The organism is Azospirillum sp. HJ39 (assembly GCF_041507355.1).
Classification (GTDB): domain Bacteria; phylum Pseudomonadota; class Alphaproteobacteria; order Azospirillales; family Azospirillaceae; genus Azospirillum; species Azospirillum thiophilum.
On sequence record NZ_CP167902.1, the window covers coordinates 29050 to 43807 of the forward strand.

The window sequence follows — 14758 nt, forward strand, 5'->3', positions numbered from 1 at the left end:
AATTTGGAATTCGTCCATAGCGATCATTGGATAAATAGGAGAATCACCTATACTGCCTCAATCATTTGACACCTATCCATTGAGGTCAATCCATGCCGCTCGGCACCGCCGCAGCGAATGCCGCTGCTTATCCGCGTCTTCCCGAACAGATCGACATCGCCAATGGCCCGCACGACCAGTTGGCGCGCTTCTTCCTGCTGGCCGACCGGCTGGCGCGCGACCGCGGTGTGCGGCTGTCGATCAGCCGCGACTTCATGGAACTGCTGGCCGTGAACCAGGCCAACCGAGATTCCTGGGAAGAGATGTTCCCGGTAGTCGACCCCCGTTTCCATAACTTGCGGCCGGACAGCACGTTCTGGCTCCGCGGTGTCGACGCCGCCGGCCGCGTCGTGCTGACTCGAGCGTGCCGCCGCATCGATCTTGGCACCGGCACCCTCCGGCAGGCGTTGACCAGCCTGCGACTGCTCTACGATCCGGCGGTCGGTGGTGAAGCGCCCGATGAATTGCTGTTCTGCGACAGCCCGTCGGCTGCCGAGGTGACCGGGACGATCTCCTTCCAGGCGGCCGGCTGGCATCATCCGGACTTTCGGGGAGCCGGGCTCTCGGCGGTTGCGTCGCGCCTCGTCAAGGCGCTGGGCCTGGCAATGTGGGATGTCCGTGAGTGGATCAGCCTGGTCGACGACCACCTCGCGCCGGGGCTTTCGCGTGCCTACGGCGTCACCCAGGTCGAGCCGGGGATCGAATGGCGTCGATACGGCATCACCCACCGCATGCACCTCTTCCGCATGCAGATGCGCGATGGCGAGTTCCTGCACGACCTCGGGGACTTCATGCAGCGGCATGACGTGGTGCCTGTTCGAGGTGTTGCAGCCGCTCCGTGATGCTGGTCAGGATCGAGCGCCGGCGGCGACCGTCATGGATCGTCCACGGCAGCAGCAATTGCCGGTACCGGAGGCGGACCGGGTTCGGCTGGCGCTCGACCGACAGGAGCGCCTCGACCCGGTTTATGGCCGGCATATCGGCATCGAGGCTGCGTCGGTAGAGATCCGAGACGTGAGCTGCATAGGCCGGATCCGGCCGGCCGTCATCGACCTTACCGATCATGCGCCGCCTCCAGGCGTCGCCGAACGCCGTGATGCCGTCGCCGATGTGGAGGAAGGCGAATCCTAGGCCGTCGCCGTCCACCCTGCGCAGCGCCACCGTGCGATCCCAGGCGCCGGTGGCGCGCAGTCGGCCGGCGGAACCTTCGGTGAGTTCACCACCAGCATCCCGCCACGCCAGGAACGCGTCGCGCATGGTGCCGGTCAGCGTGCCGAGCACATCGGGCTGTGCTGCGAAGCCCGGACCGTCCGGACGATGGCAGAGCCGCGTCAGCGTCTGCCCAGCTTCGGCGGCCGACCTGCAGGGAATGATCTGCCACGCCCCAGCGTCGAATGCCGAGACCTGAACCGGTCCGCCGTTGTTGCGAAGGGTCAGCAGAAAGCCCGCCACCTCGACGGACCGCTGGGTGACGAGGCGCGGCGCAAGATGCACGGCCGGGCCGGCAATGTGGATCATGCCGAGGTTCCGCACCGCATAGGCCGCGAGGTCGAAATCGGGATCCGGGTAGCCGAGATGGTGGGGGAGGTCATGCGCCAGAATGATGCGGCCGGTGTGGTCGATCAGCACGTCTCCTGCATCGTCCGGGAGCGCGAGCCGACAGCCAACGGCACGGGTTAGCAGCCGCTGTGGCGGCGGGGACGGCTGTTGCTTGTCCCGCATCTCCGCCACGTCCGGCATGCCATCGGCGGACGGGAAGCACTGCCCGGTCAGCAGCGTGACCGCCGCGAGATAGAAACCGGCTGCGGCTTGCTGATCCAGCCCGATCGCCGCGGCGACTGTTGTGGTCAGCCCGACACCCAGCACCAGGGCGGTCGAGATCATCGCCTTCTGCCGCACGGTCCGAGACCGCAGCCATGAAATTGTCGGCGTCTCGCTGGTACGGCACCAGGGCAGCGACGGGCGAGGAAGTTGGCGGTGGCTTTTGGTGCTGGTCAGCAGGTCGGTCATGGCTTGCATCTCAATCGCGGCAGGGTGCGAGGGCCGGGTCGTCGGGCGGAACGCCGTTGGCTTCGGCCATCTCGCGATAGGAGTCGTAGAGCGGGACCGGGCTGTGGACCTCGTCCGGGGTGATCTTCCCCTTCATCAGGTCAAGCCGGACGGCGAGGTTGTGCGCTGCGCCACGCAAGAGGAAGCCGGCGCAATGCTGGGGCTTGTTCGGTCCCGACATGTGGCAGCCGAACATGTGCGTCGACATGTCGTGGGCGGTCTCGGCGGAATGGCGGAAGGCTTCAGCCGGGAAGCGGCCGGTCGGCTGGTCACGGCGCCACGGGCAGTGCGGGCAGGGCTCCCGCCGGTATGCGGAGACACCGGCCGGGGATTCAACGGTGACGACATCATGGTCATGATCGGCATGCCGGCGGCGAATCTCCACGGCGTGGCCAGCCCGGCCCGTCATATTACGAGCCCTTCCAGCTCCGCGGCCTGCATGCGGGCGTGCCGCTCGCCAGCGTTGAAGGCGTCGATGAGGGCGGCGATCTGCCGAACCGCCGCATCGAGCGCTATGGGCCGGTATTCGCGGTCCTCCAGGATGGCGACCAACTCCGCCGGGCAGATGCCGCCGCGCTGCGCGAGCGCTTCCAGGCTGGCGTAGTGGTTCTGCTGCGCTTGGTCGACATGGCGCTCAACAAGAACCCAGGGGATCGACGTCGGCGCGTTGACCGGCTGGCGCTGTCCGGGCGGGTAGAGGATGGGGAAGCTCATCATGAGCATGGGTCCTCACGGTAGGGCGTGGGGTCGAAGGGTTTACCGTCGTTGTGGGTGATCCCGCATGCGACCAGCGGCGCCCGGTCGTCGTCATCGTGGGTCAGGCCGTTGCAGCGCCAGTGACCCGGGTCGCCATCGGGCACAAGCGTGCCGCCGCAGTTGGGGTCCGGGCATCGAGTACTGATGATGCGACCACGGTGATCGCGTGGAATGGTACTGGTGACGTCCATCAAAACATCACTCCGTTGGCTTTGAAGAACTTGCGGAAGCGATCGAGTTCGGTTTCGGGTTCGACCACCTGCGAATCCACGTTGATCTCCGTTTCTTCGCAGAGACGGCACGGCCCCTCGCGGCCTTGCTCAATGCAGGTGCATTCACGGCCGCACTCCGAGCATGACTCGTGCGGATCGCGAACGCCGCCGCAGCCAATGTGCCGGTATTCCTTGTTCGCCATCTCCGCCTTCGCTTCGTTCGGGCTAGTCTCCTCGCAGAACGTGCATGGGGCAGCGACGAAGGCGCATTTGCATTCCTCGTCGCACTCTGAGCACGGCTCGCCATAATCGAACTCGCCGCCGCACCCGGTGTGCCGAAATTCTTTCGTCGCCATCGCCGTCACTCCGCCGGTCCGATAAGGATCCAGCGCCGCGCGTCGGCGATCAGCGTCGCAGTCGATGTGACGAAACTCCTTGGGCATGGCTATGCCTCTCGCGGAAGCTGAAGGGCAACGTCGCCCTTGGTCATGAAGCCGATGGTGCCGAACTCTTCGACCAGACCTTTCGACACCAGCCGTTTCAGCGTCTGCCGCTCATTAACGTCGGCCGGCGCCACGGGACGGACCGCGCGCAGTTTCAGCGCCAGCAGTTCGCGCGCCGTCACCTTGACGGTCGCCATGAACACGGGGATCCGGTCAGCCGATCGCGGCTCGCCCTCCGATCCGCTCACGGTCAGCATGGCCGGGCAGTGCTCGCAGGCCAGCGTGCGACCGATGCTGAGGCCGTCCCAGCAGTCGATCCGGTTGCCGCAGACCGGGCACTTGGCGTCGCTGCCAGTGATCGTGAGGGTGGCCATCAGTTCCCCTCCGCCTTCCGCGGCGGCGTCCAGAAGACGCAGCAGGTCAGTGGTCATCTTGATCCTCGAAGGACTTCAGCTTACCGAAAGGCGCTAATACGCCCTTGGGGAAGCGCCCGGATGCGCTCCGGGCTGGCTGGTTATTTATCGGGGTGCTCGGGGTCGAAATCGTGGCCGCAGGTGCAGCACTCACACATGCCACCCTGGACGCGCTCGATGTCGTCGGAACCGCACGACGGACATTCGAGCGCAGGCTGTTTGGCTAGCAGCCGAAGGCATTCGGACTCGGCATCGGTCCAGCTATCGAACTCGCGTCGCAGGGGCTGATTGAGCCAACCGATGGGGCCGTCCGTCAGCACGGCGAATGTGCGGGGGTGCTTCGCGTGCCACTTACCGGTGGCGACGTTCGCGAACACGCATTCGGCGGGGATCGACGGATGGAGAATGGCGATCATCGGTCGTATCCTTTCATTTCTGGGAAAGACCCGCCGGAGCCTTGGGGGGCAAAACTCCGGCGGCAGTTCACGGGGGGCCGTGATGACGTTAGCGGCAGGTGGTAGGGTGCGCGCTAGGCGCGAAACTGGTCAGTCGTCACCTTTGCCTTTGCCGGAACTGAAACCGTCGCCGAAGCTGAAACCATTGCCGTAGCCGTATCCTGCGGAGTAGCCGGCGCCGAAGCCGAGGTCGTCGAGGCCTCCGCCTCCGAAGCCTCTGTCGCCATAGCCATAGCCTTCGCCATTCCTGCCTCCACCGAAGCCTCCGTCGCCGCAACCGAAGCCTCCGTCGCCGTAACCTCCGCTGTGGTCGGTGCTGCCGATGAAGCCGCCGCGGCCGTAACCGAATTCGCTGGTGCGGCCGTACCCAAAGCCGTGGCCGTAACCACAGCGAGAGAAATGTCCAATGCCGTGGATGTTGTAGTTGTGGGGGTGGCCGAAGCTCTGCATCCCCTCAGCCGATGCGCCGATAAGATCTGCCATGGCTATCCCTTCCTGCCCTCGACGTTTGCCGCCTTCCAGGCCTCGACCGCGGCGTCGGTGCATTTGAAAACGGCGGTAATTCCCTCCAGCGTGACAGAGGGCGCCTGCGCGCTGATCCGACAGCGCCCCGTCGGGCCGATGTCCGCGAGGCCGAATACGCCACCGACTTCCTCCGTCCAAGAGAGGCACATGCGGGCGTTGTTGAGAGTGATCGGGCGGGCTGTGGCGTCTTCGGTGTACCCAAAGACGACGCCGCGCATATTGGTGCAGACGAGAACCGGGGTCATGGGATTTCCCTTTTGTTTGGGACAGAGGCACGGCTGACCGGGGGAAGGTCACGCTCGGTTGAGGGGGGATGCGCTGCCGGGCCTCTCGACGCCTCGACCCCACCCCAGCCTTCACGGCCGGGAGCGGGGTTGATGGGGGGAAAGGTGCCGCCGGACCGTGAAGCCCGGCGGCGAGGTTCGGGAGGAAACGCCCTGCGCCGAAAGCTCCGGCGCCGAGCAGGTGGACGCGGCGGGGCCGCGAAACTTAGGTGGACAAGGAAAGGTTTCAGTTTAGCGACTTTACGGCGCCGCGATTCGGAGGTTCCAATTTCGCCTTGCCGTTTGTAGTTGGCAGATTGACGCATATTTGCTACATGGTCAATCATAAAAACAGCATGGTGCCGCATGAATGAAGATGACGTTGCCGTCGCACGGACGATCAGACACAGTCCTGTGATGTTGACAGGAAGCCAGATCAAGACGCTCAGAACCTGGGCGCGCATCGAGACCCAGGACGAGTTGGGGCGCCGGGCCGGTATGAGCCGGGCTACGGTCGCGCGCGCTGAGAAGATGGGGGACAAACTGCCCGACCACCTGTCGGTCGCGAATATGATTTCAATTGTGAAAGTCTTCGAGCAGGCCGGCGCGCAGTTCTACCTGCCGCAGGGCGAGGCGCTGGAACAGGGGGTTCACATCTACTACCCGCCACGACCGTATCCGCTGCCGGCCCTGGAACCGAAGGAGGAGCCAAGTGGCTGAGCGGCAGTGCGACGATTGTTTTTCGATCGCAGGTGAAATTTTGTTTGACAAAATGTGGAAACAGACAGCTCGAAGGCGGCGCTTCGCCTTTAGCTAACCACATCAGCGATATAGTATCCGCAATCAGTAGTAACCACGATATGCGGGATATTTCTGATGATGGCGCCAACGAAGCAGAGACAAATTTCTAACTCCGATTCGATTCTGAATCCTGCGGAGGGGACTGAGGCCGGGCGAAGCCGGGCGTACTCCACATCCTCCACATACGGAACGCCCTGCGCATCATCATCTCAGCCATCGCCCAACCCGCTCTGGATCACCGAGGGGCGATACCTCCACCTCCCGAAGCTGGCCGGGACCTGACCATGTCGGATTTGGTCGCGGTGGTCGCGGTTCAGGACAAGGTCGATACGGGCGAAAAGTCGGCGGCCGGTATTGCAGTTGCTCTGCCGCCTCTGGTGCCGGTAGAACCGGACGCCGTGGAGTGGTGTATGACCTTCTGGCGCCAGATGCAGGACCGCCTCCGACGCCAGGCACGGGAACACGAAGTGCGAGCGCAGCATCTCGACGGTGTGGCCGCCGGACTGTCGCTGTGGGCGACGCGCGATTTGCCATGGGCCCATGCTCCCCGCACCGCCGCCCGGGTGGATGCCGCCACCGCCCGAACAGCCGCCGCGGTCTGCCGGGACGGTGCCGCCTACGCTCTCGGTGGCCTGAAGGAACTGACCCGCGCCATTGCCCCCTCCACCCTGGTCCCGGCCGGTTCCGACCGCTGGGATGATGATGGCGGTGCCCAGGCGGCGCAGCCGGTCGGGCCTTTCTATGTGTCGGCCGACATCCTTGCTCGCGCCGACACCGCAACGGAACGGGATGGCGCCTGGACGCTGGGCCCGAGGCTTCCTCTAGAAGGCTTGAACGAGATCCGCATCACCGATGCCGGCCGGATGGCCGTACGCCGCGCCGATCTCGGATTTCCCCCGGTCTATGAACTGGCCGGTCCCGATCACGCCGACGCCGGTGATGCCGGTCTGCATTCCCGGTACTTCCGCCTCGACGTGGCCGGCGACTGGCCCAGCATCATCGAAACCACCCAGGAAACCCGTGCCATGCTCGCCCGACGCAACGCCGACCGCCGCGCCGCCCTGAAGGCTGACGGCGACCACCACCGCTCCATCATCCTCGGAGCCGAGACCATGGAACCGGTCGATTACCTCAAGGACAAGGCCGATCCGCTGAGCGGCGGCAAGCTGGTCACCAGCTTCTGGAGGACCGGCAACAGCGGGACCGTGCGCCACGATCTCCTCGACGCCCGCGGGGAGCGCGGCATGCCGAAGATCGAAGTCCGCACCCCGTTGCAGCTGCTCCGCAACGCCCATCGGATCGATCCCGGCCAGTATGCTGCGGGTGATGTCTTCGCCGAGCGCTTCGCCGACGCCCAGTTCAATCTCGGCCGCGGGACGGACTACAGCAAGATTCGGGGATCGGCCGGCGCCGCCGAAAAGGTGGTTGGCACCGAGGTCGAAGAGCAGCGGCGCTGGGTCTTCTCCTTCCTCGATGCCCTGGGCGGTGCGGCGTCACCGGCAGCCATGGCGGTTTGGTGTGTTGCCGGCGCCCAGATGCCGCTGGACGCGTTCGCCGTGTCCCGACACTTCCGCATGCCGGGTGGGCAGCGCTGGCTGACACCGAAAGAGGCAGAAGGTGTCCTGTCGCAGGGGCTGGCGATGCTTCGTGCCCACCTCGACGCACCGTCTCTCGAATTCCAGCGTCGCCGTTATGGCTTAAAGATCCGGGTGGAAGGGGCGGTGGAGCTTTCATTCCTCGTCGGCTCCCGCCGCTTCAAAGTTGTCGCCCGCTATGCTCCCGACCTTAAATTCTGGATCGCCGACCGAATGGCTCCCCGGAAAAACCCCGCTCCTGGCAAGGCGGCCGAATTCCGGCATTGGTCGGCTCGCGCAGCTACGATCCCAGAGCTGATCGAGGTGTCCATCACTATCGCGACGGAATATCTCCGCACCATGACCGCTGATGCCGCTCGGAAGAAGGCAGTTCTGGCGGCCATGAATTCTGAAACGTTGCCCGAAAAATCTGACATTACCAAATTGGAAAACCGTGATGATTTTGGATTGACCGTCTTCCACTGAGAGGCGAAGGTGAATCCGCGGAGGCGAAGTCTGTCTACGCAAAATCGAACACCTCCGGAATCCAACTTTCCAGCGCTGGCTCGTTCCGGTGCTGACCAGCGGCAGGCACGCCTATGGCGCCGCCGCAGAATCCCATTTACCAAATTCAGGATCGCACCCATGGCGGATGAATATCCCGGCCAGCCTGAGCGGCTGTCGCCTGAAGGCGCGAAATTCTTGGCAGAGCAGATCGAAGGCTATTGGCGGGACTGTGGCTTCCGCTCGGTGAAGACCCACATCGAGAGGGTTTGTCACGGCGTCCATGCGCTCTATTGCGTGCGGTCGAACCTGATAGGCGGGCTGCCGCCACGCTACTGAAACCGGCCGCAGTTCCGCAAATGTTCCAACCCTGGAGAATGGGGAAGGAGGTCCAATGAAGTAGAGCGCGCGGGTGGCGCCCGCCGACCATATCCACCACCGGCCCGGCGGTATCCCGGGCAACACAGCAAGCAGACATCTCCGACGGAGCGTCGCATACGTGTCGGCACCGAGGAGGGTATGACACCGGAAGGTACGAAGCAGGGGGCGGCAGGCCTGCCAAGATCCAGACCCGACATCCAGGCGCTGCCCTGATGCGGCGACAGTGCGGATCGGGCCGGCCCCAGCTTCAACCGATCATGAATTTCGACGCGGTACCGAACCGCCGCGCTCACTCTCACCTCTGTATGGAGGCGGGGGCTACTGGGGGCTTGCCGGCCCTTTTCGCCGCGTGACGCAAGCACGCACAGCCTGACCAGAGCCGGTTGATCCGGCCATACCGCCATCGCCTGCAGAGCGACCGGCGGATAGTTGCAGAGCTGTGAAGAAATGTCACACAATAGTACGTTAACCCCGGCCAATCCGGGGCCTTGGAAGATCCGCATCGTCGCTTACCGGGTCATGCCGGTGGCGGAAATTCTCGACAATCCAAGAGCTTGGCGAACCCATCCCGAAAAGCAGCGGAATGCGCTTCGGGCTGTTCTCGACCATGTCGGTTTGGTCAAGCCGCTGATTTACAACGAGCGGACGAACCGACTCGTGGATGGCCGCGCCCGCCTGGACCTCGCCCGGCGGGACGGTCAAGAGATGCTGCCAGTCATCGTCGTTGACCTCAGTGAGGATGAAGAGGCGCTGGTCCTTGCCACGCTCGATCCCCTGACCGAACTGGCCGAAGTCGACACGGAGGCGCTTCAGCGCCTGCTCGCCGAGGTGTCGGTGACCGATACCTCCCTCATGGCGTTACTGGCGGAGATCGGTGGGGACGTTGATCTCTCTGGGTTCGATGAACCACCGCAGGATGATGGATGCGAGGACCGGAATGGTGCTGATCAAGGGCCGCCATCGGACGCGGCCCCGCAGCAGCCCCCGAGCGCACCGCCGGAACCCACACCGCCGGACGATTTCCCATCCTTCGGGGAGGACATCGAAACCCAGTACTGCTGCCCGAAATGCGGCTATCGCTGGTCTGGCAAGCCGAATGCAGGTGGGGGAGGTCCTCAGCAGGGAGGCGCCGATGATGTCGGCGACTAAGCCTCCCTACCGCGTGCCCAGCATGACGGAGATTGCCGCGCTCCCCTGGAACGGCTTCTCCGTCGCGTCGACCTTCAGTGGCTGCGGCGGCTCGTCCCTCGGCTACCGCATGGCCGGCTTCCAGGTACTCTGGGCATCGGAATTCATCGAGGCGGCGCGGGATACCTACCGGGCGAATGCCGCCCCCTATACGACCGTGGACCCGCGGGACATCCGGCAGGTCAAGGCATCCGATATCCTCGATGCCATCGGTATGAAGCCGGGTGAACTGGACCTCTTCGACGGATCTCCGCCCTGCGCATCCTTCTCGACCTCTGGAAAACGGGAGGCGGGTTGGGGGAGGGTCAAGAAGTACAGTGACACCGAGCAGCGCACCGATGACCTGTTCTTCGAATATGCCCGGCTGATCCAGGGACTGAAACCGAAAACCTTCGTCGCGGAAAACGTCTCCGGCTTGGTGAAGGGAACGGCCAAGGGATACTTTCTGGAAATCCTTAAGACGCTGAAACGCGGCTACCGCGTTGAGGCAAAGCTGCTCGATGCCCAATGGCTCGGTGTCCCGCAAGCCCGACAGCGGCTGATATTCGTCGGCGTTCGAGAAGACCTCACTCTCCCCCCGGCATTCCCGAAGCCCCTTCCGTATCGCTACTCGATCCGGGAGGCCATCCCATGGATTGCGAGGGTGGTCCACGATACGAGCGGTGACAGAAGCATCGGCGATGTCACCAACCGCCCAGCCCCCACGATAACGGTGGGGGTGAATAGTGTGAACAGCAACCACTTCAAGGTGGAAGCCGCAGCGGACATTTCCCGGTTCGACATTGGGAAAAAATGGGATGAACTGAAGCCGGGGCAACAACACGAGGAGAGGTTCAGCTTGGTCAAAGTGGACCCGGATCGGCCATGCCCAACCATCGTGCAGACCGGCGGGAATCCATCAGCGGCTTCAGTGGTCCACCCGTATGAAAAAAGGAAATTCAGCATCGCTGAACTTCGGCGGATATGCGGCTTCCCGGATGACTTCGTTCTGACCGGGACCTACCAGCAGCAATGGGAGCGGCTCGGCAGGGCGGTTCCGCCGGTGATGATGATGCACATCGCCGCGGCGGTGCGGGACGGTGTCCTCAAAAGGCTGCCCCGGGGCGCGTGAGCGCCCCAGGGGTGGCGGGCGTTGATCAGGAGGCGCGGACGGTGAAGATCATCCCCTCCTTGCTGATCATCGCCGCGCCTTCCAGCTTCCGGACACTCCGGCGGATCATCCCCTTCTGCTGGGTCGGAGCCAGCTTGGCGAAACCGCAGTCCTCGATCTTCCACCGGTCGCGAACCGCACCGACCTTGCAGGGTCCGATGGCCTTCAGGTAGCCAAGAACCCGCCTGTCGTTCTCGTTCAGTTCCTCCTTCGGAGCCGTGCTGACATTCGTCTCTTGCGCCTCGTCACCGGTCTCCGCCACGACGCTTGATGCTTCACCCGTTTCGGGGAGCGCGCCGGACTGAGCCTCCTCCACATGGGGGATGGCAACAGCCGGCGGCGTGGTGACCGCATCGGACGGAGCCAACGTGGCTTCCGGTCCGGCCGGGAAATCGGTCACGTCGGTTGTCTCGGCCTCGCTGAGATCGCAGCCAGGAGGGAATTCCAGTCCGGCCGCCTTCATCGCCTTCAGGACGGTCGCTTCATCTGCTTGCATCATGGAAATCAGCCGGGTGACCCGGTCAACCCCGACGGTGTGGCTCTCGAAGCGGGTGATGGTCCCGCTGGACAGCTGATTGAAGAGCGCAACCAGTTCCTTGGTGGTGAGTTTCGACAGGTCGATCATTGTAGCATCCTCATCGTTGTGCGTTGCGCGATGATGCTACTATTAGATGCGTATGATGCGCTGTACAGGGCAATGCAGCGCCCGCGGCTGGAAATTCCCAGAGGCATGGACAGCCGCAATTTCGGGCTTTGCCGAGCCCGTAAAAATCCTGCGTGAGCAAGCACGCGCGATCAACTTCCCCCAACGGAAATTGGATCGTGCCATGAACCTCAGTTCTGAGAACCCCAGTTCTGAAAATCCGGGAACCGGGAAATCCGAAATTCCCGGCTTGGAAATTCCCCGCAATTGGACATTCCAGAAAGCAGGGATCGCCGCAGCCTTCGACCGCCATGTCCGGGAACAGCTCCCCTGGTACGATCTGGCGACCGGCGCAATCGCCCATATCGCCAGGCACTACATCCCGACCGGCGGACTGGTCTACGATATCGGCGCGTCGACGGGGAATGTCGGGCGCGCCCTGGCGGAAACCCTCAAGGACCGCCGAGCCCGGCTGGTGGCCATCGAATCCGCTGCCGAGATGATCGCCCGTTACGATGGGCCGGGAGAGGTCATCCAGACCGACGCGCTGGCCTACGACTATGAGCGCTTCGACCTCGGTGTCTGTTTCCTCCTGCTCATGTTCCTGCCGGTCTCCCGGCGGGCCGCATTCGTCGACAGGCTGAGAGAGCGGATCAAGCCGGGCGGCGCGCTGATCGTCTTCGACAAGTGTGAGGCCGAGGCCGGATACCCAGCGACGGTCCTGTGGCGCCTGACGCTGGCAGGGAAGGTATCGGCCGGCGTGGACCCAGCGGAGATCGTCGCCAAGGAGCTCAGCCTCTGCGGTGTGCAGCGCCCAATCTCACAGGACGTGATCGGCCGTGATGCTGTGGAGTGGTTCCGCTTTGGCGAATTCGCCGGGTGGCTGATCGAAGGGTAGGCAAGTTGTCGGGAACCATCACACCTGGAACCCAAAACATCACGTCCGCAAGGCCGGTCACGCCGCGCCGCACAAGCTAGAATGTTGAAATGATTGAATTGTGGCCGAAGGGGTCGGGAAGGCGTCACATCCTCGACCTCGCGTGACATTCGGGAGGATCACACATGCCGCTGGCAAGAAGGAAGGAAGTCCCAAAGCCTCCGAAGGCACCGAAAGCGGCCGTAAAGAAGGCCTACGTCGAGGGTATCCTTCAGGACGACGGCACGCTGGTCTATCCCAACACCGTGCAACTGGCGAAGCAGTTCGGCCCGACCCGCGAAACCATCTCCCGGTGGATCAACAACGAGGGCTGGGCAGCTGAGCGGGCGATCTACCAGGAGCGGCTGGCGGAGGCCGCCGAGGTTCGGAAGGCGAAGATGCTGCCGAACGCAGCGGGCGTCGAAGCCACGGCGCGGGAACTGAAGGACGACCTCAAGGCGCAAGGGGTGACGGTCGAGCCGGCGTCGGAAACAGAACCGGGCAGCGTGCCGGACTTCCGCATGCACGTCATCGCCGGAGAGCGGGCGAAATTCGACACGACCTGCCTGACGCTGGCCAAGGCGTTGCAGGCGGAAGTCGCCGTCACGATCAGCCGGTCCCGAAAGAAGGTGCCGGACGTTGCTACGGGCACAGCGGTCGATCCAAGCCCGCTGGCGCCGAAGGAACTGCTGAGCCTCGCCGGCACGCTGGAGCGCTCCCAGCGGATCGGCCGGCTTGCGCTGGGCCAGACCACCGAGAACCAGGGCCATAGCTCGCCGGATGGCAGCTCGATCAAGGTGGATGCGGAGCACAGCGTCGATGTCAGGGAATCCGGCTATGACAAGCTCTCCCCGGCTGAGCTTGCACGCCTCTATGATGAGGCGATTAGAACTGGCGCAGCGGACGGCGGGGGACAAGCGGCTCCAGGCTCTAACCCTGGCTCACCTCAAGCATAACGTCGTCGATTTCGTTAATGACTGGTGCTGGACTTACGACCCCCGCGAGATCGGCAAGGGCAAGTCGCCCTTCATGCCGTTCGATCTGTTTCCGAAGCAGGAGGAATTCCTTCGATGGCTTCACGATCGCGTCGAGAACGGCGATGAATGGCTGGTGGAAAAGTGCCGCGACGCCGGCGCCTCCTACCTGACGGTCGCCTTCTGCCTGCATCGCTGGCTCTTCCAGGACGCCTTCAAGGCGACGTTCGGCAGCCGCGTGGAAGACGCGGTCGACAAGGCTGGCGATCCAGACTCGATCTTCGAGAAGGCCCGGCTGATCCTGAGGCGGCTGCCGCTGTGGATGTTGCCGGCCGGGTTCGACGAACGCCGGCACAGCCTCTACATGCGCCTCATCAACCCGGCCAACGCCAGCATGATCAGCGGGCAGGGCGGCAAGAACATGGGGCGCGGCGGCCGCAGCTCGATCTACATCGTCGACGAGGGCGCGCACATCGAGCGTGCGGAAAAGGTCGAGGCCGCCATCATCGGCAACGCCGACTGCCGCGGCTGGGTTTCGTCGGCCAACGGCATGGGCAACCTGTTCTATCGGAAGCGGCAGAACGACGACGTCAAGGTCTTTGCTTTCCGTTTGGAGGATGATCCCCGCAAGACACCGGAATGGATCAGCCGGAAGAAGGCAACCACCGACCCGGTGACCTGGGCTCAGGAATACGAGATCGATTACGGCGCCTCGGCGGAAGGTGTCTTTATCCCTGGTCCGTGGGTGAACGCGGCGGTCAAACTCGGAAAGCTGCTGGGTGACCGCCTCAAGCCTTCCGCTACCTGCGCGGCCGGCATGGACGTCGGCGGTGGCGGAAGGGGCAAGACCGTGCTGGTCATACGCAAGGGGCCGGTGGTGCTGATCCCGAAGGCGTGGAACACGCCGGACAACATCACCACCACGCACGAGGCGCTCGACCTGACGCGCAATGCCGGCGGTGGCGTGCTGAACTATGATGCCATCGGCGTCGGCAATACCGTCACCAGCACGCTCGCCCACGCTAGCACCGGCGGTCTCAAGGTCTACGCGATCAACGTGGGCGATCCGCCAACCGATGCAGAGTGGCCGGACAAACGGACATCAAAGGAAATGTTCGCCAATCTGAAGGCGGAGCTGTGGTGGATGGTTCGCTGCGCTCTCCAGCGGTCCTACGAACTGGTGCAGTTCCTGGAAGGGCATCCGACCGGGGTTGAACACCCTTTGGAAGACGTCATCGTTCTGCCGGATTCCAAGGACCTGAACGGCCAGTTGCCCGTGCCGAAGATGGTGCGCAACGAGAAGGGGCGCATCGCCGTCGAGTCCAAGGAGTCGCTGGCCCGCCGCGGCATCCCGTCGCCCGACTACGCCGAAGCGCTGATCCTGTCCTTCGCGCCGGAACCGGTCACCGCGTTCGTCCTGCCATCAATCACGCCGATCTGGGGAGGCCGTCCGTCCGTCAGTTAGGCCGCGG

The 14758-nt window shown here is 63.9% G+C and carries 19 protein-coding genes; 9 read left to right on the top strand and 10 right to left on the bottom strand.

Going from position 1 to position 14758, the window contains the following annotated elements:
- The first annotated feature begins 92 nt into the window (after positions 1 to 92).
- Entirely contained in the window at positions 93 to 881 is a 789-nt protein-coding gene (locus tag ABMY26_RS00105; RefSeq protein WP_372393904.1) for a hypothetical protein, read from the top strand.
- Here ABMY26_RS00105 and ABMY26_RS00110 read toward each other — a convergent pair.
- From ABMY26_RS00110 to ABMY26_RS00150, 9 genes are all read right to left on the bottom strand, one after another.
- Positions 829 to 2049: a hypothetical protein gene (locus tag ABMY26_RS00110; RefSeq protein ID WP_372393906.1), complete on the bottom strand. Its 1221-nt coding sequence runs from the start codon at positions 2047 to 2049 to the stop codon at positions 829 to 831. The genes ABMY26_RS00105 and ABMY26_RS00110 overlap by 53 nt on opposite strands.
- A 10-nt stretch (positions 2050 to 2059) precedes the next feature.
- On the bottom strand, positions 2060 to 2497 hold the full coding sequence (locus ABMY26_RS00115; RefSeq protein ID WP_372393908.1) for a DUF6283 family protein: 438 nt from the start codon (positions 2495 to 2497) through the stop codon (positions 2060 to 2062).
- A complete protein-coding gene (locus ABMY26_RS00120) occupies positions 2494 to 2805 on the bottom strand; it encodes a hypothetical protein (protein WP_372393910.1) in 312 nt (103 codons plus the stop codon). Before ABMY26_RS00120 ends, ABMY26_RS00115 begins: the two co-directional genes overlap by 4 nt.
- A complete protein-coding gene (locus tag ABMY26_RS00125; RefSeq protein WP_372393912.1) occupies positions 2802 to 3035 on the bottom strand; it encodes a hypothetical protein in 234 nt (77 codons plus the stop codon). Before ABMY26_RS00125 ends, ABMY26_RS00120 begins: the two co-directional genes overlap by 4 nt.
- The gene (locus ABMY26_RS00130) at positions 3035 to 3499 is read right to left on the bottom strand and encodes a hypothetical protein (protein WP_372393914.1); all 465 of its coding nucleotides are present in this window, start codon (positions 3497 to 3499) and stop codon (positions 3035 to 3037) included. Before ABMY26_RS00130 ends, ABMY26_RS00125 begins: the two co-directional genes overlap by 1 nt.
- A gap of 2 nt (positions 3500 to 3501) precedes the next feature.
- Complete coding sequence (locus ABMY26_RS00135) at positions 3502 to 3930, bottom strand: hypothetical protein (protein WP_372393916.1); 429 nt, start codon at positions 3928 to 3930, stop codon at positions 3502 to 3504.
- An 83-nt stretch (positions 3931 to 4013) separates the two neighbouring features.
- Positions 4014 to 4328, bottom strand: coding sequence for a hypothetical protein (locus ABMY26_RS00140; RefSeq protein WP_372393918.1), 315 nt, complete (start codon positions 4326 to 4328; stop codon positions 4014 to 4016).
- Between the two features lie 129 nt (positions 4329 to 4457).
- Positions 4458 to 4850, bottom strand: a complete 393-nt coding sequence (locus ABMY26_RS00145; RefSeq protein WP_372393920.1) for a hypothetical protein — start codon at positions 4848 to 4850, stop codon at positions 4458 to 4460.
- Positions 4851 to 4852: 2 nt separating this feature from the next.
- Entirely contained in the window at positions 4853 to 5137 is a 285-nt protein-coding gene (locus tag ABMY26_RS00150; RefSeq protein ID WP_372393922.1) for a hypothetical protein, read from the bottom strand.
- 384 nt (positions 5138 to 5521) lie between these two features.
- Between ABMY26_RS00150 and ABMY26_RS00155 the strand changes: the two genes are divergently transcribed.
- The 5 genes from ABMY26_RS00155 to ABMY26_RS00175 all read left to right on the top strand — a co-directional run bounded on the left by ABMY26_RS00155 (position 5522) and on the right by ABMY26_RS00175 (position 10714).
- Complete coding sequence (locus tag ABMY26_RS00155; RefSeq protein WP_372393924.1) at positions 5522 to 5875, top strand: hypothetical protein; 354 nt, start codon at positions 5522 to 5524, stop codon at positions 5873 to 5875.
- 365 nt (positions 5876 to 6240) lie between these two features.
- Positions 6241 to 8016, top strand: coding sequence for a hypothetical protein (locus tag ABMY26_RS00160; RefSeq protein ID WP_372393926.1), 1776 nt, complete (start codon positions 6241 to 6243; stop codon positions 8014 to 8016).
- A gap of 159 nt (positions 8017 to 8175) precedes the next feature.
- A complete protein-coding gene (locus tag ABMY26_RS00165) occupies positions 8176 to 8373 on the top strand; it encodes a hypothetical protein (RefSeq protein ID WP_372393928.1) in 198 nt (65 codons plus the stop codon).
- Between the two features lie 489 nt (positions 8374 to 8862).
- Complete coding sequence (locus tag ABMY26_RS00170) at positions 8863 to 9564, top strand: hypothetical protein (protein WP_372393930.1); 702 nt, start codon at positions 8863 to 8865, stop codon at positions 9562 to 9564.
- Complete coding sequence (locus tag ABMY26_RS00175; protein WP_372393932.1) at positions 9548 to 10714, top strand: DNA cytosine methyltransferase; 1167 nt, start codon at positions 9548 to 9550, stop codon at positions 10712 to 10714. Before ABMY26_RS00170 ends, ABMY26_RS00175 begins: the two co-directional genes overlap by 17 nt.
- A gap of 25 nt (positions 10715 to 10739) precedes the next feature.
- Here ABMY26_RS00175 and ABMY26_RS00180 read toward each other — a convergent pair whose 3' ends face one another.
- Complete coding sequence (locus tag ABMY26_RS00180) at positions 10740 to 11378, bottom strand: hypothetical protein (protein WP_372393934.1); 639 nt, start codon at positions 11376 to 11378, stop codon at positions 10740 to 10742.
- Positions 11379 to 11424: 46 nt separating this feature from the next.
- Here ABMY26_RS00180 and ABMY26_RS00185 point away from each other — a divergent pair, with 46 nt between their 5' ends.
- From ABMY26_RS00185 to ABMY26_RS00195, 3 genes are all read left to right on the top strand, one after another.
- On the top strand, positions 11425 to 12294 hold the full coding sequence (locus ABMY26_RS00185; protein WP_372393936.1) for a methyltransferase domain-containing protein: 870 nt from the start codon (positions 11425 to 11427) through the stop codon (positions 12292 to 12294).
- Between the two features lie 164 nt (positions 12295 to 12458).
- A complete protein-coding gene (locus ABMY26_RS00190) occupies positions 12459 to 13268 on the top strand; it encodes a hypothetical protein (RefSeq protein WP_372393938.1) in 810 nt (269 codons plus the stop codon).
- Complete coding sequence (locus ABMY26_RS00195) at positions 13150 to 14751, top strand: hypothetical protein (protein ID WP_372393940.1); 1602 nt, start codon at positions 13150 to 13152, stop codon at positions 14749 to 14751. The genes ABMY26_RS00190 and ABMY26_RS00195 overlap by 119 nt, the downstream gene beginning before the upstream one ends.
- Positions 14752 to 14758 lie beyond the last annotated feature (7 nt).